24 protein-coding genes are annotated in these 19,572 nt (G+C 42.9%); 4 read left to right on the top strand and 20 right to left on the bottom strand.

Going from position 1 to position 19,572, the window contains the following annotated elements; all coding sequences use genetic code 11:
• Window positions 1–62: 62 nt before the first annotated feature.
• The 8 genes from MKP07_RS10760 to MKP07_RS10725 form a co-directional block, all read right to left on the bottom strand.
• The gene (locus MKP07_RS10760) at window positions 63–485 is read right to left on the bottom strand and encodes a hypothetical protein (RefSeq protein WP_240847192.1); all 423 of its coding nucleotides are present in this window, start codon (window positions 483–485) and stop codon (window positions 63–65) included.
• Between the two features lie 148 nt (window positions 486–633).
• Complete coding sequence (locus MKP07_RS10755) at window positions 634–1,593, bottom strand: RagB/SusD family nutrient uptake outer membrane protein (RefSeq protein ID WP_240850769.1); 960 nt, start codon at window positions 1,591–1,593, stop codon at window positions 634–636.
• Complete coding sequence (locus MKP07_RS10750; protein ID WP_240847191.1) at window positions 1,593–1,961, bottom strand: RagB/SusD family nutrient uptake outer membrane protein; 369 nt, start codon at window positions 1,959–1,961, stop codon at window positions 1,593–1,595. The genes MKP07_RS10755 and MKP07_RS10750 overlap by 1 nt, the downstream gene beginning before the upstream one ends.
• Window positions 1,934–2,386, bottom strand: a complete 453-nt coding sequence (locus MKP07_RS10745) for a hypothetical protein (protein WP_240847190.1) — start codon at window positions 2,384–2,386, stop codon at window positions 1,934–1,936. The genes MKP07_RS10750 and MKP07_RS10745 overlap by 28 nt, the downstream gene beginning before the upstream one ends.
• Window positions 2,387–2,410: 24 nt before the next feature.
• Window positions 2,411–3,838 carry a SusC/RagA family TonB-linked outer membrane protein gene (locus MKP07_RS10740; RefSeq protein WP_240847189.1) on the bottom strand — a complete coding sequence of 476 codons (1,428 nt, stop codon included), beginning with the start codon at window positions 3,836–3,838 and terminating at the stop codon, window positions 2,411–2,413.
• Window positions 3,839–3,849: 11 nt separating this feature from the next.
• A complete protein-coding gene (locus MKP07_RS10735; RefSeq protein ID WP_240847188.1) occupies window positions 3,850–4,542 on the bottom strand; it encodes a hypothetical protein in 693 nt (230 codons plus the stop codon).
• A 14-nt stretch (window positions 4,543–4,556) separates the two neighbouring features.
• Window positions 4,557–5,267 carry a TonB-dependent receptor plug domain-containing protein gene (locus MKP07_RS10730; RefSeq protein WP_240847187.1) on the bottom strand — a complete coding sequence of 237 codons (711 nt, stop codon included), beginning with the start codon at window positions 5,265–5,267 and terminating at the stop codon, window positions 4,557–4,559.
• Entirely contained in the window at window positions 5,240–5,563 is a 324-nt protein-coding gene (locus tag MKP07_RS10725) for a carboxypeptidase-like regulatory domain-containing protein (protein ID WP_317235992.1), read from the bottom strand. The genes MKP07_RS10730 and MKP07_RS10725 overlap by 28 nt, the downstream gene beginning before the upstream one ends.
• Window positions 5,564–5,892: 329 nt before the next feature.
• Here MKP07_RS10725 and MKP07_RS10720 point away from each other — a divergent pair, with 329 nt between their 5' ends.
• Together MKP07_RS10720 and MKP07_RS10715 are read left to right on the top strand one after the other, a co-directional pair.
• On the top strand, window positions 5,893–6,510 hold the full coding sequence (locus tag MKP07_RS10720) for a GDSL-type esterase/lipase family protein (protein ID WP_240847185.1): 618 nt from the start codon (window positions 5,893–5,895) through the stop codon (window positions 6,508–6,510).
• A gap of 56 nt (window positions 6,511–6,566) precedes the next feature.
• Complete coding sequence (locus tag MKP07_RS10715; RefSeq protein ID WP_240847184.1) at window positions 6,567–6,767, top strand: SGNH/GDSL hydrolase family protein; 201 nt, start codon at window positions 6,567–6,569, stop codon at window positions 6,765–6,767.
• Between the two features lie 539 nt (window positions 6,768–7,306).
• Here MKP07_RS10715 and MKP07_RS10710 read toward each other — a convergent pair.
• The 6 genes from MKP07_RS10710 to MKP07_RS10685 all read right to left on the bottom strand — a co-directional run bounded on the left by MKP07_RS10710 (window position 7,307) and on the right by MKP07_RS10685 (window position 11,263).
• Window positions 7,307–8,359 (bottom strand): type 1 glutamine amidotransferase family protein, encoded by a 1,053-nt coding sequence (locus MKP07_RS10710; protein ID WP_240847183.1) that lies wholly within the window; start codon window positions 8,357–8,359, stop codon window positions 7,307–7,309.
• A gap of 53 nt (window positions 8,360–8,412) precedes the next feature.
• Window positions 8,413–8,970 carry a hypothetical protein gene (locus MKP07_RS10705; protein WP_240847182.1) on the bottom strand — a complete coding sequence of 186 codons (558 nt, stop codon included), beginning with the start codon at window positions 8,968–8,970 and terminating at the stop codon, window positions 8,413–8,415.
• Window positions 8,967–9,134, bottom strand: a complete 168-nt coding sequence (locus MKP07_RS10700) for a hypothetical protein (protein ID WP_240847181.1) — start codon at window positions 9,132–9,134, stop codon at window positions 8,967–8,969. Before MKP07_RS10700 ends, MKP07_RS10705 begins: the two co-directional genes overlap by 4 nt.
• Window positions 9,135–9,293: 159 nt before the next feature.
• A complete protein-coding gene (locus MKP07_RS10695; protein WP_240847180.1) occupies window positions 9,294–9,434 on the bottom strand; it encodes a hypothetical protein in 141 nt (46 codons plus the stop codon).
• A gap of 46 nt (window positions 9,435–9,480) precedes the next feature.
• The gene (locus MKP07_RS10690) at window positions 9,481–10,491 is read right to left on the bottom strand and encodes an alpha-amylase family protein (protein ID WP_240847179.1); all 1,011 of its coding nucleotides are present in this window, start codon (window positions 10,489–10,491) and stop codon (window positions 9,481–9,483) included.
• Between the two features lie 34 nt (window positions 10,492–10,525).
• A complete protein-coding gene (locus tag MKP07_RS10685) occupies window positions 10,526–11,263 on the bottom strand; it encodes a glucosamine-6-phosphate deaminase (RefSeq protein WP_240847178.1) in 738 nt (245 codons plus the stop codon).
• 238 nt (window positions 11,264–11,501) lie between these two features.
• Here MKP07_RS10685 and MKP07_RS10680 point away from each other — a divergent pair, with 238 nt between their 5' ends.
• Together MKP07_RS10680 and nagA are read left to right on the top strand one after the other, a co-directional pair.
• Window positions 11,502–12,830 carry a sugar MFS transporter gene (locus MKP07_RS10680; RefSeq protein WP_240847177.1) on the top strand — a complete coding sequence of 443 codons (1,329 nt, stop codon included), beginning with the start codon at window positions 11,502–11,504 and terminating at the stop codon, window positions 12,828–12,830.
• 2 nt (window positions 12,831–12,832) lie between these two features.
• Window positions 12,833–14,026, top strand: a complete 1,194-nt coding sequence (gene nagA / locus MKP07_RS10675; protein WP_240847176.1) for an N-acetylglucosamine-6-phosphate deacetylase — start codon at window positions 12,833–12,835, stop codon at window positions 14,024–14,026.
• Between the two features lie 79 nt (window positions 14,027–14,105).
• Here nagA and MKP07_RS10670 read toward each other — a convergent pair whose 3' ends face one another.
• The 6 genes from MKP07_RS10670 to MKP07_RS10650 form a co-directional block, all read right to left on the bottom strand.
• Window positions 14,106–15,032 (bottom strand): LacI family DNA-binding transcriptional regulator, encoded by a 927-nt coding sequence (locus MKP07_RS10670; RefSeq protein WP_240847175.1) that lies wholly within the window; start codon window positions 15,030–15,032, stop codon window positions 14,106–14,108.
• Window positions 15,033–15,204: 172 nt separating this feature from the next.
• On the bottom strand, window positions 15,205–15,942 hold the full coding sequence (recA, locus tag MKP07_RS10665) for a recombinase RecA (RefSeq protein WP_317235800.1): 738 nt from the start codon (window positions 15,940–15,942) through the stop codon (window positions 15,205–15,207).
• A complete protein-coding gene (locus MKP07_RS43705) occupies window positions 15,885–16,235 on the bottom strand; it encodes a hypothetical protein (RefSeq protein ID WP_317235799.1) in 351 nt (116 codons plus the stop codon). The genes recA and MKP07_RS43705 overlap by 58 nt, the downstream gene beginning before the upstream one ends.
• Before the next feature lie 318 nt (window positions 16,236–16,553).
• Entirely contained in the window at window positions 16,554–18,620 is a 2,067-nt protein-coding gene (locus MKP07_RS10660) for a M16 family metallopeptidase (protein ID WP_240847174.1), read from the bottom strand.
• 57 nt (window positions 18,621–18,677) lie between these two features.
• The gene (locus MKP07_RS10655) at window positions 18,678–19,103 is read right to left on the bottom strand and encodes a M16 family metallopeptidase (RefSeq protein WP_240847173.1); all 426 of its coding nucleotides are present in this window, start codon (window positions 19,101–19,103) and stop codon (window positions 18,678–18,680) included.
• On the bottom strand, window positions 19,097–19,456 hold the full coding sequence (locus MKP07_RS10650; RefSeq protein ID WP_240850767.1) for a M16 family metallopeptidase: 360 nt from the start codon (window positions 19,454–19,456) through the stop codon (window positions 19,097–19,099). The genes MKP07_RS10655 and MKP07_RS10650 overlap by 7 nt, the downstream gene beginning before the upstream one ends.
• Window positions 19,457–19,572 lie beyond the last annotated feature (116 nt).

Genomic DNA, 19,572 nt, shown 5'->3' with positions numbered 1-19,572 from the left:
AATAATGGGAAATAAAACAGCCGCTAGTTCATCTCCAGCGGCTGTTTCTCTTATACTTTTTCTTATCTGCCATAGACTAAAATAGACCCCTGATTAGAGCGTCGGTCATACCGTCCCGTATTGTAGTCAAGGTTGATCTGCCGTATATTAGTGTTGCGATTTCTTAACCTTACCGTACGGTTATTTCCATTTAATTTGTAAGACTCCCGTCTGCCGTTATCATACACTATGGTTGCGCCATATAAGTTGATATCCCTGCCTGTAGTTGTAAACCGGAGTTGCGAAAAATTATTATATCGCCCCCTGGGGTAAATAGCTTCGTCGCGGTTTCTTGAATCGACACGTCGTTCGCCCAGGAGTACCCAGTTATCGCTACGCCCACGGTCATAATCCCGGTCATTTTGCACATACTGGGTACTGCTACAACTTACCAGTAATGTAGCTACTACTAATAACAGTACCGTCCATTTTAAATGCTTATTCATATACTAAGTTTTATTGTTAATACTTAATAGTTTTTACATTTAACAGACAGCGCTTTATTTATTGCCGTTGTATAAAAGTCCTTAATATTTTGCAAAAAATAACCGCCCCTGAAGGCGGTTTAACTCTCAGAATTCATATACCCATTTATCAATATCCATAGTCCTGGGTAATTTTGGGGTTGGCATCAATTACCGCCTGAGGTATGGGCAAAAGTTCGCTACGATTGGGTTTATAGAGCTGAGCCACATTAGTGATCCAGGCTTCGGTAATGGCCCTCGTCCAGTTAACACGTGTATAGCCTGTTATAGCTGTTGGTGAGGGTTTATACAAGGAATTGCCCAATGTTAATTGTTGTGCTCCCGGTAAAAAGAACAGGTATTGTGGCAGATTATTATACGGAGCTTCCCGGCTCATAATTTTGGTGTAATTGCTACGCACCGAAGTGATCTTTTCGCCAAGCAGGTTCCAGCGAATCAAATCATATTTGCGGATACCCTCTCCTCCCAGCTCAAAAGAACGCTCGTTCAAAAGGGCTTTAAAAAAGCCGTCCTTATCTCCTGGCGTTGTACCTATTTTTGATTCATTACCTTTAAAACCCCTTTTCCGCACTTCTTCAAAAGCCATTTTGGCGGCGGGTGTAGGACCGTTGTTTAATTCATTGTCGGCTTCCGCAAACATCAGCAACACATCAGAAAAGCGAATAACCGGCCAGTTGATACCAGTGGCCTGGATTGCGGAAGCCAGGGCAGGCGTTATCCAGTCTGACCGGAATTTTCCGCTCGTCATATTCACTAGCGTTTGCAGCGTTTTGGAATTGTCGGCATTATTGTAATAAGGAGCACAGGTTACATCGCGACGCGTGTCGATCGAATCGAAGGAGTAGAAATACACCGGTATCACGCGGATAGAGCCATTACCTAACAATGCTGTATTTCCGGGTACATAAAACCGCGGACCATCGTAATACCCCAACTTGCTATCCACCTCCCTTGCCATAGCCACTTCGAACATCACTTCTCCATACGGATCTATTTTATACGCATCCAGCGCATCCTTAAACACCGATTGAAAACTGGGATTTAAGGTGTGCTGATCCCTTCTCTGCATCACCTCATAACATTCATCGCGAGCAATTTTATAGTAGTCTGTATAATTGGCCCGCCGCTCCATATTGCCCGACTTACGAAGTGAGTACCCCCGCTATACAAGGCTAACCTTGCACGCAACGCCTTTACGGCTCCTTTAGTAATACGCTCGTCAGAGCTCACCTCTGTACGCCAGGGCACCAGATCTTCTGCTCTTTTTAAATCCGCTATCAGGCTATCATAAATCACGTCCCGATCGGTTTTTTCCAGGAAAAGATTGGGTTGATCAATTGATGGAATAAATGATGCGGGTACATCGCCCCAGTTACGAATCAGTTCAAAATAAAACTGGGCTCTTAAGGTTAGCGCTTCACCGTATAACCGTTGCAACTCTTTTTATCGGCCTCGCTTCCATCTCTATACAAGCTCATTCCCGGTATATTCCTGATACAGATATTTGCACGCTCTATCCCTGCATACAATTGATTAAAAGGTAATAACAATTGCGCATTGGTCGGCTGCACATTATAACGTGCCATATCGCGAGAGCTATTATCTGGTGCCGATGCATTGGTTACCCCTATCATTTCATCATTATCGTAGGGATAAATGAGGCTAAAGCGGCTACCATAACCCTGGTCGCCGGCTAGTTGATCGTACACGCCCAGTACAGCGCTTCTGGTATTAATGACGCTACTGAACATATAGTCTTCACCAAAAGCCGACTGTGGCTCAAGGGTGAGGTACTTTTTGCATGCTGTAAACAATAATGCTACAGCAACCAGCATCAATGGTACTATTCTTTGATTTGTCATAACCCTATTATTACAATGAAATATTTAATCCGACAATATATACCTGGCTCCTGGGATAGGCGGAGTAATCAACCCCTGGCGTAACCGGGGTGGCCCTCCGGTATTCACTTCCGGATCATACCCGGAATAGCCGGTAAGTACCGCAAGATTATTGACGGTGCCGTACACCCTTACATTTTTAAATTTGATCCTGTTCAGCATATTGCGTGGTAAGGTATACCCCAGGGTAATATTATTAATTCTTAAGAAAGATCCGTCTTCCATTGCCCAGGATGTAGGATACCAGGCGCCTGCTCCACTGATGGGGATCCAGTATTTTGCATCTTTGTTGATGGCTTCCAATTGCTCAGGCGCTACGCCAGTAACCACCTGCTTACCCGACACGGTAGCCACCTGCTGCAATACATTACCGTTTTCATCAACGGTACGCCAGCGGTCTTTCATAAAGGCAAGGGAATTGGTATGAGAGCCATAACCGTTGGTAAATTCAATTTTATTAGCATTATATACCTGGTTACCATAAACAAAATTCAGGAAGACACTTAAGTCAAAGTTCTTATAAGTAAACCGCTGGTTAATACCTCCCGAAAATTTAGGGTTAGCGTTGCCGATGATGGTTTTATCATTCTCATCAATTATATTATTTCCATCGAGATCTTTGAGCTTCATCCAGCCAGGTTGTGCTATCCCTATTGCCTGGGCTACATCTACCACGCCTTCTTTTAATGTATAGACACTGGTGGCCGCATCGTAATTAAAATCACCGGTTCTGTAAAAACCATCGGAAACATAGCCATACATCGTGCCTAGGGGCTGACCGGCTTTTACAATATAGTCCGCCGGCTGACCGGAAATACCAAAACCAGAATAAGCAAAATACTGGTCTAGCCCATTTGCTAATTTTTCAATTTTATTACGGTTAAAAGAGATATTAAACTCTGTGGTCCATGTAAACTCGTTTTTCTGAATAGGCGTTGCGCTAAGCTGTATTTCAAGTCCCCGGTTTGACAGGCTTCCTACATTTTGCAACTGGGTGCTATAACCTGAAGTTGGCGGTATGGGCACATCGATCAATAGATTATTTACCGTATTCAGGTAAACGTCCGCCGAAAGCGATAACCTGTTTTTCAGCAGCGACAGGTCCACCCCGATGTTTCTCGAAATAGTGGTTTCCCATTTCAGGTCTTTATTAGGCAGGCTACCCACCATATAAGCCGGCACCACCTGCTCGTTAAGCGCATACTTAGCCGTAGGACTAAAAATGTTCATGTACAGGTAATCGTCTATACGGTTATTGCCTGTAGCACCGTAGCTAGCCCTGATCTTCAGATCGGATACAATTTTGCTGTTCTCCAAAAACGATTCTTTAGAAACACGCCAGGACACCGCACCGGCAGGAAAGTAACCCCATTGATTGCCTGGTGCGAATTTAGAAGAACCATCAGCCCGCAAGCTGAAGTTAGCTAAGAACTTATCTTTATACGCATAGTTGGCTCTTGTAAAAAAGATACAATACGGCTTTCATAGCTACCCGACTGGGGATAGGTTGGAATAATAGTACCAATGTTTAGCTGATTCAGCGCCTTGTCGGGAGTAATGCCTACAGGAAAGTTCTTTAGTTGTATATCGGTACTTTTTGCTTTCACATTATACAGCTCATTACCCAATAGCACATCTACACGATGATTGCTTTTTCTTGAATTGGTATAGGTTAATACGTTGGAGTTAGACAGGTTGTATACATTATTGGTTAACACCCCGGCCATTGGCATACTGGCACCCTGAGTACGGGCTTTGGATGTGATATAGTCGAAGAACGTATGATAGGTTTGGTTATTGAAATTGATACCGGCTGTAGATCTGAAGGAGAATTTCGGGCTAAATGTATAGTTGGCATAGCCATTCAGGTTAGTAAGCGAACTGAGCTTCTTACTGTACTGTGCATTGCTGAGTTGTATAGGGTTGATAATACCTAAAGCATTGCCTGCATTGGTTTCATCATAGTAAGCCTCATCCAGGTCGTTGGGCGATAAATTATTTAATACAAAAGGCCGGTATTTAATAGTATGGCGAAGCATATTGTAAGTAGAAGCCCCTCCGTCTGAAGTACCGGCACCGGTGATAGCCTGGTTGGCGTAACGAACATTGAAGCCCACTTTTAATGCATTGCTTACGCGTGTGTGTCCATCCTGAAATTGATCAGCTTCCTGTCATAACCAGAGTTAAGCATCACCCCATCTTCGTTATTACTCGTGAGGCTTAAATTATACTGGGTCGTTTTATTGCCGCCCGCAACCCCTACGTTATGCGTCTGCATCCAGGCATCATTACCAAATGTTTCTTTTTGCCAGTCAATGGCAGGTATATCGCGGTATACACCCAAACTATCCCAGTTTCCGTATATACGAGCAAAAGAAGTCTGCGCTTCTGTTGTGCCACGGCTTCTTTCATATTGCGACACAACAAATTCATAAGGACTTAATACTTCCAGGCGATTGGCCAGTTGTTTTAAACCTACAAAGCCATTATAGCTGATAACAGGCTTTGCTTCTTTGCCGCCTTTGGTTGTAATAATGACTACCCCGTTAGCGCCTCTTGCCCCGTAGATAGAAGTAGCAGACGCGTCTTTTAGTACATCTACCGATTCTATATCCTGCGGTGAAAGACCTGCCAGTCCTCCTTCCACCTGTACTCCATCTATTATATAAAGCGGTGCTATATCCTGTGTAATAGAGCCATTACCCCTGATCTTTATCTGAACCTCTGCACCCGGAGCCCCTTCTGAAGTAGTTACCTGCACGCCCGCCATTCGCCCGGTAAGGGCTTCTGCCAGTGAGTTTACAGGAATATCTTTTAATTGCTTACTGCTAAGCGAAACCACGGATCCGGTGAGATCTTTTTCTTCACGGTTGCATATCCAATCGTTACTACTTCTTCCATCTGCGACATACTTGCGGCAAGTACAATATGTAATAGCTTTTCATTACCCGCAGTGATCTCCTGTGCCTGGTATCCTACATGCTCCACCAGTAATGTAGTTGATGTGTCATTAGCAGGAACAGTCAGCGTAAACTTACCCTGTGCATTGGTTTGCGTTCCACCTGATTTACCTTTCACCAATATACTTACCCCTGCAAGAGGGCCACCGGTTGCGGAGTCTGTTACCTCACCACTGATGCGGCGGTTGCTTTGCGCGAAACAAAAGAAAAACTAAAAGCTGATAACAGCAATACTGCAATTAATTTCATCCGTATATTTTTATTGTTTTACGGTCAGATACTTTCCTGAACGCTTCACGCTGTGGATAAAGAACGACCGAAAATATTTATAACCCCTTTCGATGCTTCATTAAGAATAAAAATTTTAATACAATCAGTTCATCACGCCTACTGTATTTTACATTAGTAGCCAGCATCAGCTATCTCATTAAAGGACCTGCTGTTTACTCGTACCGGCCTCGTTCCGTACCGTATCTCACAAAAGCAATTGGGCAAACATTTTCGTTAATGAAAACCAAGATATATATTTTTAATCCTCTTCTACGAAAGACAGCAGTAAAAATTACCGGTATCGTTATCGGTAACGATGCCGATGATATTTGCGGGCGCTACACCGGTCTCAGCCTTAAAAAAAACTACATTAGCAAAACATCAAGTTTGAATGAATCATTTAAAATCATGGATATGAAAAGATTGTTTATTGCCCTGGGTTGTTTGTTATTTTTATACAGCTTTACGGAAACAAAGAAAATAACGATTTATTCTATTGGCGACTCCACTATGTGCGATTACGATCAGCGATACCTGAACGGCTTTGGCGGAGATAATTATCCCATACGTGGATGGATGCAGATGATGCCACAGTTTTTTACTGAAGAAGTAGTTATTAAAAACATGGCCAGAAGCGGCAGAAGCTCTAAAAGTTTCAGGGAGGAAGGTTATTGGCAAAAAACAATCGACCAGGTAATGCCAGGCGATTACGTGTTTATTATGTTCGGGCCTAACGATGAAAAGGATGACAGCCTGCGTCATACAGACCCGCACAGTACTTACCGCCAAAACCTCATCAACTATATATCCGAAACGAGAGCGAAAAAGGTATACCCGTACTTTTCACCTCTATAACCCGAAGAAAGTTTGATAAAACCGGAACACTGCTACCTAATAGTTTTGAAGCTTACTTGGGCGAGGTTAGAACACTGGCGAAGGAGATGAAAGTACCATTGATAGATCTTAATCTAAAATCACGCGGGCTCGTTCAACAATTAGGGCCGGAAGCATCTAAACAATTGTATATATATATAGAGCCGGGTAAATTTACCAAACTACCCAAAGGTAAAAGGATGATACTCATCTATCTGAAGCAGGAGCTACAGCGATAGCTAAGTTAGCAGGAGAAGGCTTAAAAGACATACAATCTCCTTTGGTGCAATACCTGGTAAAATAGTTTTTTACGGGCAGTTCTATTGGACTAATTCTCTTTACGAAATACTTTGGATATAAATGAATTCTTAAGCCAGTCAGTGGAGTCTACTGCCTGGCTTTTTTATACCCGGTAGCAATCTTAATAAAATAACCTTTTCCAATACAGCTGCGGTGCGAAACCCACACTCCATATAGATATCGCAGAGCTTTAAGTATTGTATAGCTGCGTTTTTATGCATATACCTGTTTAATGTCATGCATTGGGTTATATGCCAGCCACCAATGTCCGTAAACAAAACGGCTCTCTGCGTGAGAACCGTTCATATTAAGGGAGAACAATAAAGTCTAATACTATGAATTTAATGGATAAGCTATTTGAGCTCTACAGCCGCCAGCTCATATAACTTCACCTGTGGAATCGCAAATTGTATCATTCCTTTTTCCTGTGTAAAAGTCAGGTTGTTGGCCGTTGTTTTGCGATCAGGGCTTAAAAGCGTCAGCTTTTGTACTTTTTCCCTTCCGGAATTTTAAGATTTATTGTAAGATTTTCTGCCGGAGCTTTTTCATAATTGAAATTAACCAGGTGCAGTAGTAGCCTGTTTTTATTCTCTTGTTTTAATAGCTCCATTGTTACCGTCTCCGGCCCTTCTATAAGGAGAGATAAATTATTTCGGGAAGCCCATTGAACCGCATCAATCAGTTGTTGATGATTCTTAGCCAGTTTAAAATAAGGGCCAGCCATAGGCACCATTGTTGGTTTGGGCACAGATGGAATAACTTCAGGTAAATAGATGACACGTCCTTTTCCTATTTCATTACGCTGTTCCGATACTGGCAGAATAGCTTCCGGAGTACGGCGATCATGCCAATCGGGGGCTTTCAGTTTGATCAGGTCAGCCAGGCCAAAATTTTCTTTTCTCTGATGCCAGGCATTATACAAAGAGGTATGCTCTGTTATAACAAGGCCACCACCTTTATGTACAAAAGAACGCACCTGATCCTGCTGTTCATCTGTAAGGCATTCCTGGTTGGCCAAAACCAATACTTTATAGCGATCCAGGTTTTTGAGTTGCTCTTCGAAGATCACATCAAAAGGAACTTTTCCCTGGATGAGACTTTGCTCAAAAAGAAAAGTGCTTTGATAAGGCAGGTCGCTGTTATAAGCCATGCTGTTAAATGTATGTAAGACCGCCACATCAGCGATATTCGTTGTTCCCTTATAGTAGTCAAAGTGCTCCTTGAAAAACTTAATATAGTCTTTTTGCTCTTGCGTTAGTGGCAGTGGTGCATGATAGTTCCCTCCATCCATTTCTTCCATGCCGCCGATCAATCCTATACCTTCTCTATTATAAGCCAACGCTTCAGCCATCTTCAGTTGACTATCATTAGTTTTAATAAATACACGGTTATCAAAAGTGCGGGCAATTTTAAAAGTACGGATCTTGGAAAGCAATGCTCCATTCTCTGACAAACCCGTCTGCTCCCCTTCTGTCCAAAAATAATTGGTGTGTGGCAATATCCTTGCAAAGTCTACGCTTTCATTCCACATCGAATTACGGCCATCTAAGCCATGCGGATTACATTCTACTGCTACTTCCGGGTTCAGGCTCTGATGTACTGCGCCATTTCCCCGTAATAGTCAGCCAGCTGCCGGCAACGAAAGTCGACCCACTCCTGAGACAAAGGATCATGCAGTATGCCAATGCTCTTGCTATAAGTAGGTGGCTCAACAAAGCGAACATCACTAAAGCCTAGCCTTTGCTTTAATTGTTCGGGCGTGTATTTTTTCTTTAAGAAATCCCTGAAATGCTGAACCGCCAAAGGATGATAGAACACTGGAGCAATCGCCTGTACGGAAGAGTTATCAAAATGAATCAGATCCACTTTAATATCTTCTACCGCTATCTTTAATACGCGTTTAATATAAGCTTTGTATCCCTCATGCTGAAAGTATACCAGTTTGCGAAAGGTTTGGCTTCCGTAAGTAACAGGCTGCCCCTGGTAATCCGGCGCCACCCATTCCTTTGCTTCCGGCACTTCAGCAAAAAAGGTTTCAAAGGGCAATGTTGAACCTATGTAAGCACCTGTTTTTAATCCATATTTTTTACAATTGGCAACCAGCTTACGGGTAGCATCAATTTCTTCTTTCTCGGCATTCAAGCCAAAGCCCTTATAAAAAATGCCATTACCAGGGTGGCTCCCATGTCTTTATATTTTTTCACCTGCTCTTCGGTCGATTCCTTTTTAAAGATCTCATCAATCCATACCGGGTTAGCGCCCACCCTTCGCCTGAAAGTGGGTTTGATATCCCAGTTGCCGATCATCACTACAGGGAACCCATCTACCCATTTAGGCTCCGCCTTGGTAGTGCCGATTGCGCTGAGACGCCCGTTGTTAATAGGGCGCCCATAATCGCAAGCACAAAACAGGGTATATTGAACTTATTATTCATTAGTCAATCATTTTTAAATTTATAGAAGCGTTTAGAGCCTGGTTAATACAAAACCAAAAGCGGGCCTTACCTGTAATACACTTTGTTTTAACTGGCCGCTTATTGTTTTCCACTTGCCTTTGGGCAAGGTAACGGTTACCGTTTCTGTAGCTGAAGGATTAACTACAACCATTCCTTTGGTAAATTTTCTCGTCCAGGCGTTTTGTTGCTGAACGGCTTTATCTACAGGCGATCCTATATATTACATTCATTTCGGGGCGGTAGTGAAATTCCTGGTAGATCGCCTTCTTATCAATAAATGGTGTAATAGCCAGAAGGCTTTGAGATCCCCGCATCAATAAGAAATTAGCTATTACCCATTCGATCTGCGCTACATCGGTCTGTTCCACAGCACCGGCTACCTGGTTAATAGAAACATATCCTTTGATTGGTGCGATCTCTTTTAAAAAATCGAATTGTCGTTGCCAATTGCTCCCCGTAATATTTTTACCGGTATGAGTAAACCCATTTTCATCCAGCCATATATTTACGGAATGCATCATGCGTAACACCACATCTTGCGGAGCACTGTTTGCTTTGATGTTCGCCGCCACCTGAACACCCATTGGGTTCAGTGTCTCCGATAAGTAACGCATCCACCCGATCATATTTTCCTGGAAGGCCTTGTCATTTTTCTTACCGGTATATAGCTGTACCCATTTCCCTTTTTCATATCTGCCCACTGCACCCGGCCAGTTACCCAGATCCACGTTGTCCATTGCCACCACTTTATAGCCTTGTTTAACCGCCGGCAGCATAAATTCCTTTAAGTAAAATTCACGCACTTCAGGATTGGATACATCCAGCGGAACCAGTCCGCCATAGTCATATATATAGCCGTAGGCCGGTGTTACCTTATCTTCTTTATACATGACCCAATCCGGGTGGTTCTTTTTATACCACTCAATATCAAGATGCCGCTCGGGATTACGATACGAGGGGAAATATTTGCTGATGGTTACCCCCTGGATCGGATCGGGTTTTGTGGCGCCCCAAATAAAATAAAATTTATTGCCTTGTTTTTGATATACCGAAGCGTCTTTCACCCTGCTATCGAATATCTGTGCAAAGGGCACCCCATCTGCAGGTATATTCGGCAGGCGAAGCAGCTCCTTATTTTTTTGCGCAACAGCAACAAAACAGGTTAATAAGAAGCCCGCTGATAAAAGCCATCTATTGAATAATTTCATATGGATCTAATTTAAGAATCTTTAATATCCCTTTTTATTGAGAGGTTACGCTCAACAATGCTGCTGAAGATTGATCCAGGTAATAACTGCAGGATGCATGTAATTGCAGGATACTCGCAGGATATACAGGGTTTACAGGTTGTTCAATACTGTCTTTTACCGCCTGTGCTTTTCTGCCATCCGGAACCGAACAAATGATATGTGTAGATTTCATGATCTGCTTTACCGACATGCTGATGGCTTGTGCAGGTACTTCTTCCAGCGAGGCAAACCATCCCTCTCCCATTTGCTGCATGCGGCATTGCTCATCCAGGTTGACTACCAGGTAAGGATCTTCAGTTTCAAAATCTGCGGGAGGATCATTAAAAGCCAGGTGCCCGTTTTCTCCAACACCTGCTAATGCAACATCAATCGGGTGCTGCTGAATAATAGCATTCAAACGCAGGCGCTCAGCTTCTGCATCTGCTTCACCATTAATAAGGTAATATGCTTTCAATGCGGGTACTTTCTCTAAAAAACGTTCTTTCAGGTATTTCCTGAAACTGGCGGGATGTGTAACCGGCAGCCCGATATACTCATCTAAATGAAACATCACTACCTTGCTCCAGTCGATATCTTCTTTTATTAATTGTTCCAGCGTCTGGAACTGGCTGGTGCCGGTGGCCAGTATGATATTGGCCTGTCCTGCTTCATTAATTGTATTGCGGATCAGCTCGCCGGCTTTTTTCCCGGCGGCAATTCCTAATTCGTACTTATCTTTTAGTACCATCATTTCCATTGATATCTGTTTTTAAAGTTTGGGCGATGAAAGCATCGTTGTAACCAAAAGTATCAATTAAGCAATACGAACGAACCTGAAAGGGCCAATAAAACAACGGTAACGTTATCGGCAATGATACCGGTAACGTTGCCAATCATTTATCCGCTTCTTAGCGTAGGTAAAGTAGCATTTATCGATATTTTAGCAAAAACAATGTAATGCCCTTTGGGCCTTACGCCTAACGATTATCATGAAAGAACAAACTATTAATATACCCACTCAGTCCCCTGATAGTAAAAGGATCGTTGTATCCATCAGCATTATTGCTGTTGTATTTTTCGTGATCGGTTTTATATCCTGGGTCAATGCCATCTTAATCCCTTACTTTAAAATTGCCTGCGAGCTCACCACTTTCGAATCTTATTTTGTCACCTTCGCCTTCTATATTTCGTACCTGGTTATATCAGTTCCATCTTCCTACATGTTAAAAAGAACCGGCTTTAAAAAAGGCATGGCGATTGGCTTTGCTATAATGGCAATTGGAGCTTTTATTTTTATACCAGCAGCAGCCACCCGTACTTATGGTATGTTTTTAACGGGGTTATTTGCATTGGGAACAGGCTTATCGGTTTTACAAACTGCAGCTAATCCCTATATCACTATTCTCGGCCCCATAGAGCGGGCCGCGCAACGCATCAGCATACTGGGCGTTTGCAATAAAGGGGCCGGTATTCTGGCGCCGCTGATTTTTGCCGCGGTAATACTGCGCAAAACAGATACGGAGCTTTTTAAACAGATCCCCCTTATGACCCCGGCCGCAAGATCGGTAGTTCTGGATGAATTGATACAAAGGGTAATGATCCCTTACCTGGTTGTTGGCATTGTGTTGTTATTACTAGGGTTACTCATATTGAAATCACCGCTGCCTGAGATCAATACAGAAGATGAAGATGCCGAGCTGTCTAAAGCCAATGCCGGTAAGAAAAGCATTTTTGATTTCCCCTTTCTTATCCTGGGCGCTGTGGCTATCTTTCTACATGTAGGTACACAGGTTATTTCCATTGATACTATTATCGGATATGCAACTTCTATGCATATACCACTGCTGGAAGCCAAAGTATTTCCGTCCTATACTTTATTTGCTACCATTTGCGGCTACATGCTCGGGGTTATTGCCATACCTAAATTCATCAGCCAGAAGAAAGCCTTTCAACTCTTCACTATGCTGGGCTGCGTGTTCTCCTTATTGATCGTACTGGTAAAAACACAGGTACTATTCCTGGGACATGACACTGATCTATCCATTTGGTTCTTGGTATTATTGGGATTTGCCAATTCGTTGATCTGGGCCGGCATCTGGCCACTGGCCATGAAGGGGCTGGGGAGATTTACAAAGCTGGGCGCCTCTATTATGATCATGGGGCTTTGTGGAAATGGATTACTCCCGCTGGTATACGGTTACCTGGCAGACATGCAGGGTGTTAAAGAAGCGTACTGGATATTAATACCTTGCTACCTTTACCTTATCTATTATGCCTTTTATGGCCATAAAGTAAAAAAATGGTCGTTAAAATCTTAAACATGGATACATTTCTTAAAATAGTCAACGCAAAAATCATCACCCCGCAGGATATTGTGAACGACGGTATAGTTGTTATAAAGAATGGATTGATTGAAAGTATTGACAATAAAAATATTGAGATAGACGGCGCTGCAGAAATTGATGCTGCCGGCTTATACCTTTCGCCGGGCTTTATCGATTTGCATATACATGGAGGAGGCGGAGCCGATTTCATGGATGGAACAGAAGAAGCGTTTCTTACGATTGCCGAAACCCATGCCCGTTATGGCACTACAGCCATGTATCCCACTACGCTTACCAGTGAGAAAAAGAACCTGCTCGAAACACTGAAGGTATTTGAACGCGCCAATAAAAGGAATACGAATGGCGCTCAGCTAATGGGTATGCACCTGGAAGGACCTTATTTTTCGATGAATCAGCGTGGCGCGCAAGATCCGAGATATATCCGCAATCCGGATCCTGCAGAATATAAAGAAGTAGTGGAAGCATCTTCTTCGATAAAGCGCTGGAGCTCTGCCCCGGAGTTGGAAGGTGCTGTAGCAATGGGCAAATTTTTGCGAAGGCGGGGTATTTTACCGGCCATAGCTCATACTGATGCTGTTTATGAAGAAGTGATAGAGGCCTTTGAAAATGGATATACACTAGCTACTCATTTTTACTCAGGCATGTCGGGGGTAATGCGCCGTAATGGCTACCGCTATGCAGGTGTCATTGAAAGCGGCTACCTGATCGATGAAATGGATGTAGAGGTTATTGCAGATGGTGTTCACTTACCAGCGCCCTTATTAAAACTGATCTATAAAATAAAGGGAGCAGACCATATTGCATTGATCACCGATGCCATGCGCGCCGCCGGCATGCCGGAAGGCGATAGTGTTTTGGGAGGATTGGACACGGGGTTAAAAGTAGTGGTGGACAAAGGAGTGGCCTGGTTGCCCGACCGGAGCTCATTTGCAGGAAGTGTGGCTACAGCAGACCGACTGGTAAGGAATATGATTAACCTCGCCGAAGTATCTTTAAGCGATGCCATCAAAATGATCACCCTTAGCCCAGCCCGTATAATGGGTATTGATTCGCATAAAGGATCGATAGCAGTGGGCAAGGATGCCGACCTGATATTGTTTGATGAGGATATACAGATCCGCAAAACGATCGTGGAGGGAAATGTTATTTATAGCAGCGACAACAGCTAGCGCAGCGTAGACGCTCTTGCTATTAATGTTCCGGGTAGTATCACATCTTCGGCTATAAAATTGCGCTTGTTAATATGCTTTAGCAGCAGTTCACAACTTTTTTGCCTATTTCGAATGCCGGTTCCGCAATAGTAGATAAGGTAGGTGTAACAACTGTTGAAACAGGATCGTTAGTAAAACCTATTACGCCAACCTGCTTTCCAATTTGCAGCCCCTTTTCCTTCAATGTAACCATAGCGCCAATTGCCTTCCGGTCATTCGCTGCAAAAATAGCATCGGGCTGGTCTTTACGGCTAAACAGTTTTGCGGCATCCTGCTGTCCGTCTTCCTGGGAAAAACCAGAGTAAACGATCCATCGATCTTTTACAGGAAGACCATGCTTCTTCAAGGCATCCAGGTAACCCTTTTTACGTTTTTGTGTAAAGCTTAATCCTTCAGGTCCTGCTATATGGGCAATCTTTTTATATCCCCGTTCAATTAAATGCTCAACGGCTTCAAACGCGCCATTATAGTCGTCCTGCATTACTTTCGAAGTGGGAACAGCATCTGATACCCGGTCAAAGAATACGATAGGAATACCCGTGTCAATCACCTGTTGAAAATGGGTTCCTGCATCAGAATTGGTGGAAACGGATACTAACAATCCATCCAGGTTGGAGACTGCCAGATTTTTTATAATAGACAGTTCGCGCTCAGGCGAGTCGTTGGTGATATGGAGAATAATGTTATAATCATTCTTATAAGCTACTTCCTGTATGCCTGTAATGACGGTAGAAAAATAGTAATTGGTGATAAATGGCAGGATGACTGCAATATTGTGCGAGTTACGGTTCACCAGGCCCATCGCATTAAAATTGGGCCGGTAATTGAGCTCACTCGCTAATGCCAATACCTTTTCGCGGGTTTCCTGGTTTACGTCGTAAGTATCTCTTAACGCACGTGAGACGGTAGAGACAGAAATATTTAATTTTTTGGCTATATCCTTAATAGTTACAAAACGCCCCATGCATAAAAGCTATATCCGATGAAGATAACTATTTTGACTTAAAAATCCGCATGGTTCCGGTAGCCGCACCAGCTGGCCATTGACCCGGTAAAAGCATGCCGCTACGGGATAAACAAAAAATAACCGCCCCGAAAGAGGCGGTTCTACTAACCCGTCAAATAAAATATACCTGTTAAGAATTCTTCAGTTCTTCTATTTTCTCCCTGATCTTAGCTTCTATTTCACCTGCTAACTCGGGATTATCATTTAATAAGCTTTTTACTGCATCACGGCCTTGTCCCAGTTTATCGCTGTTATAGCTATACCAGGATCCGCTTTTTTGAATGATATTCAGCTCAACACCCATGTCAATGATTTCACCAGTTTTGGAAACACCTTCGCCAAAAATGATATCAAACTCAGCAGCACGGAACGGAGGTGCCACTTTATTTTTTACCACTTTTACCTTTACACGGTTACCAATTGCTTCATCACCATCTTTTATTTGCGTCTGGCGACGTATATCCAATCTTACAGAAGCATAAAACTTCAATGCATTACCACCTGTAGTCGTTTCAGGATTACCAAACATTACTCCGATCTTCTCACGAAGCTGGTTGATAAAAATACAAATGGTATTGGTTTTGGAAATGGTTGCAGTAAGCTTACGTAAAGCCTGGCTCATCAAACGGGCATGTAATCCCATTTTGCTGTCGCCCATTTCTCCTTCCAGCTCACTCTTAGGTACAAGCGCTGCTACAGAGTCAATCACTACTACATCCAGTGCCCCAGACAGGATTAAACGGTCTGCAATTTCCAATGCCTGCTCACCGTAATCGGGCTGGCTTATTAAAAGGTTATCTACATTAACGCCTAGTTTACGCGCATATACGCTGTCGAAAGCATGCTCCGCATCAATAATAGCGCACATACCGCCTTTTTCTGTGCTTCTGCTATAACGTGTGTAGCAATAGTTGTTTTACCAGATGATTCAGGACCATATATTTCGATTACACGACCTTTAGGTAAGCCGCCAATGCCCAACGCCGTATCAAGGCCAATAGAACCTGTAGAAACCACTGCGTGCGCTTCCACAGCCTTCTCATTCATCATCATTACACTACCCTTACCATAATCTTTGTCGATCTTTTCCATGGTAAGCTTTAGTGCTTTAAACTTCTCGTTATTAACGTCTATCTCGGGTGATTTATCTGTCTTTGCCATAATCCAAAATTACAATTTAGCTATCTCCTGTCTAAAATAATTATCAACAACAAAACTAATATATTTAGTACAATAATGCTAATTTATTTGGATTTATTTTTCATCAATCAAATACTTAACCGCCGAGGTGCAATGACGCGAAGAAAATAGCGCAATCTCCTCGACGTAATCGTCGCACCTTGGCGTCTTTGCGTTAAGATTGGCAGAATTCCTGGTTTTTAGGCCCCAAATAGCAAAAGACGCAACAGCTGATGCGTCTTTTACTTTATTTGAAGGTTATATTTCTATGCTATATACAGGCCAAACTATTCAAAATCCTTATCCGTAACACCTTCGTTGAGCTTGTAGTTTTTTCATGGCTATTTCAAAACTTTGCCCCATAACAGATTGTGTCATGGTGCCCGGTAATTTTAAAGCCCCTACTGAAGTATAATTACTAAACTCCATAGTTTGTTCTAATTCCTGGCCTGCTGCCTTTACTTTACCCTCCTGTTTCAGGAGAAATCCTGTTTTTGCAGAATAGTATTCTGTTTCCGTTTTGCCGCTTGGTTTAGTTACAATAATTTTATAAGCATCTTCTCCGTTTACTTTTTCAACAGTTGGAGCGCTTAATTTAAATCCGCCTGTATTGTAATACAGTTGAGGGAAAAGCCCCTTTGTATCGCCTGCCGCTGCAACCTCATCTGCACCCAGTTCTTTCTTTTGTCCCATTTGCTCCTGGTAACCCTTCTTTCCATCGAACACTCTTTTCATTACCGTCATGCCGCCCATCGACAATTGCATAAATGATTTATTAGGCGCTGCATTCTTCATCACACCGCCCAATGACTGGCCGCTCACGTTCATAGTGATATCAGAGCTCATAGAAGTTACCTTAGATAATGCCTCTTTACCGCCGATTGCAGCAATATACTTATCTACCACTGCTTGCGCCGTAATGCTTTTATCAACATTAGCCGATGGAGCCATAGCCGCTTCAGTTACAGGAGCCGCGTAAATATCATACAACTTAATCGGGTAGCCCAACTTGCTTAACCCCTCTTTAACTACCGAAGCTTTACCCACTACTACGATGCGGGTGTCGGCGCTGTTCAGGTATTTTTGCGCTACTCTTTTAATATCAGCCACAGTTACCGCATTGATCTTTTGCAGGTAGGTTCTGTAAAAATCATTGGGTAAGCCATTGATCAAAATAGTAGATGCATAGCTTGCCGTAGTTTGCGGATTCTCCATTCTTAAAGCAAAAAGTCCATTGTATACGGCTTTCGCAGTGGCAAGCTCTTCGGCAGTAATATTACCCGCACGCATATTGTTAATCTCTCTTACCATTTCCACAACAGCACTATCTACTTTATCATTACGCACTGAAGCGCCGGCTTTAAACATCGTCTGGTAACGATCTGCAGGCAGGTTACTATAGCTGCCATAAGTAAAGCCATGCTTCTCCCGGAGATTCATAAATAACTTACTTTCAGAACCACCTCCCAGAATATGATTGGCCAGCACCAGCGCATAATGATCTGGATTAGTAAACGGATTATTAATTAAATTTCCTACTGAAATCTCGCTTTGTACTGCAGAAGGCACATCGATCAGGTCGATCTCCGTTTTTGCAGGGTTTGCCACCGGCGTGCTTTTCACAATTTCAATTTTCTTACCGGTCCAGCTGCCAAATGCTTTGGTGGCATACTCTTTAGCCTGGGCCGGAGTAATATCGCCCACAAAAGTCAAGATACTGCTCGCCGGGCTCAGGTATTTCTGATAAGCGCTTTTAATGTCGTCGATTGTAACGGCTTCCGTAGTCTGGATTGTTTGAAATTCTCCTCTCGCTGTATTTTTTCCGTAAGAGATTGCATTTACTACCCTTGAAGAAATAGATTTTGCATTTTTCTCCTGCGATTTCAAATTAGTTACGGCCTGCGATTTTAGTTTATCAAAATTTTCTTTTTCGAAAGCCGGGTTTCTTAAAGCGTCAGCCATCAACATCAGACTGGGCTCGAAATACCGGTTTAAAGCCGACACATATCCGCCGCCGGAGTTTAACGAAACAGAAGCACCCATCACTTCTACCTTTTCATCAAATGCCTCTTTGGAAAGGGTTTTGGTGCCCTCATTCAGCATATCGCCCATCAAACCGATAACACCAGCTTTATCCCCTTCTACAATATCTCCACGATTGGTAGAAAGACTGGCCGTTACTTTGGGTAGTTTATGATTCTCTACCACTAGCACGGTCATACCATTAGGTAAAACAAATTTTGCCGGATCGGCTATTTTAATAACAGGAGCGGGGCCTTCTTTTGGCTTTTTGCTTCTGTCTATGGTTTGTGCAAATGCCGCCGTACAAAAGAACAAAGCTGCAGATGCTATAAAAACTCTCTTCATAATTGATTATTTAATGCTTACGCAATATTTTTAAAATACTTCAGATAACCAGAGCTATTATTTAGCAGCTTCTTCTTTCTTTGAAGGCAAATAATAAAGCACCACACGCTGATTTTTATTCAGGTATTTTTTAGCAACATCCTGGATATCCTGGCGTGTGATAGACTTGATAAGGTCCAGTTCTGTATTCAGATAATTGGTGTTTCCGTGGAAAGTGTAACCACTTGCCAGGCTCTCAGCAATCCCCATCATGGTATTATTACCACTTACAAAGTCGTTTTCCGCCTGGTTTTGCAGCTTGGTAAACTCCGCCTCAGAAATAAGAGAAGTTTGCAGCTTGGCTACTTCTTCATCCATATCCGCCAGCAAGTTGTCCAGGCTTTGGTTACCATTCGGTATAGCAAAAGTGAGGTAGGCTCCATAATCTTCAAGGGTATAATTAAACGCCTGCACCGCTACTGCATTCTTCTTCTGGTCTACCATTTTTTATACATGCGACTGCTGGCGCCTCCGCTTAAGATCTGCGAAGCCATGTCCAGTACAATCGCGTCACGCTCTTTCATACCAATGGTACGATATGCGGCTACAATAGCAGGAACCTGGATATTCGCGTCGTAAGCAGTATCAACAATTTGTTGTGTAATAGGATCTTCTTTAATATTTACTCTTTCAATAGCCGGACCTTTAGGAATAGGACCAAAATAAGCTTCTACCAGTTTTTTGGTTTTAACCGGGTCTATATCGCCAGCTACTACCAATACCGCATTATTAGGTGCATAGTATTTTTTGTTGAAGGCTAAAAAGTCGGGAAGTTTGGTATTGTCCAGGTCGGCCATACTACCGATAATGGGCCAATGATAAGGGTGTTTGGTAAACAGCTTATTAAATACCGAGGCGATCAGGTTACCATAAGGTTGGTTATCGATACGCAATCTCTTCTCCTCTTTTACTA

The sequence above is a fragment of the Paraniabella hibiscisoli genome (assembly GCF_022512515.1).
In the GTDB taxonomy this organism is placed as follows: Bacteria; Bacteroidota; Bacteroidia; order Chitinophagales; family Chitinophagaceae; genus Niabella; species Niabella hibiscisoli.
Note: the sequence above shows the minus strand (reverse complement) of the source record. Positions and strands in the feature narration are given on the sequence as shown.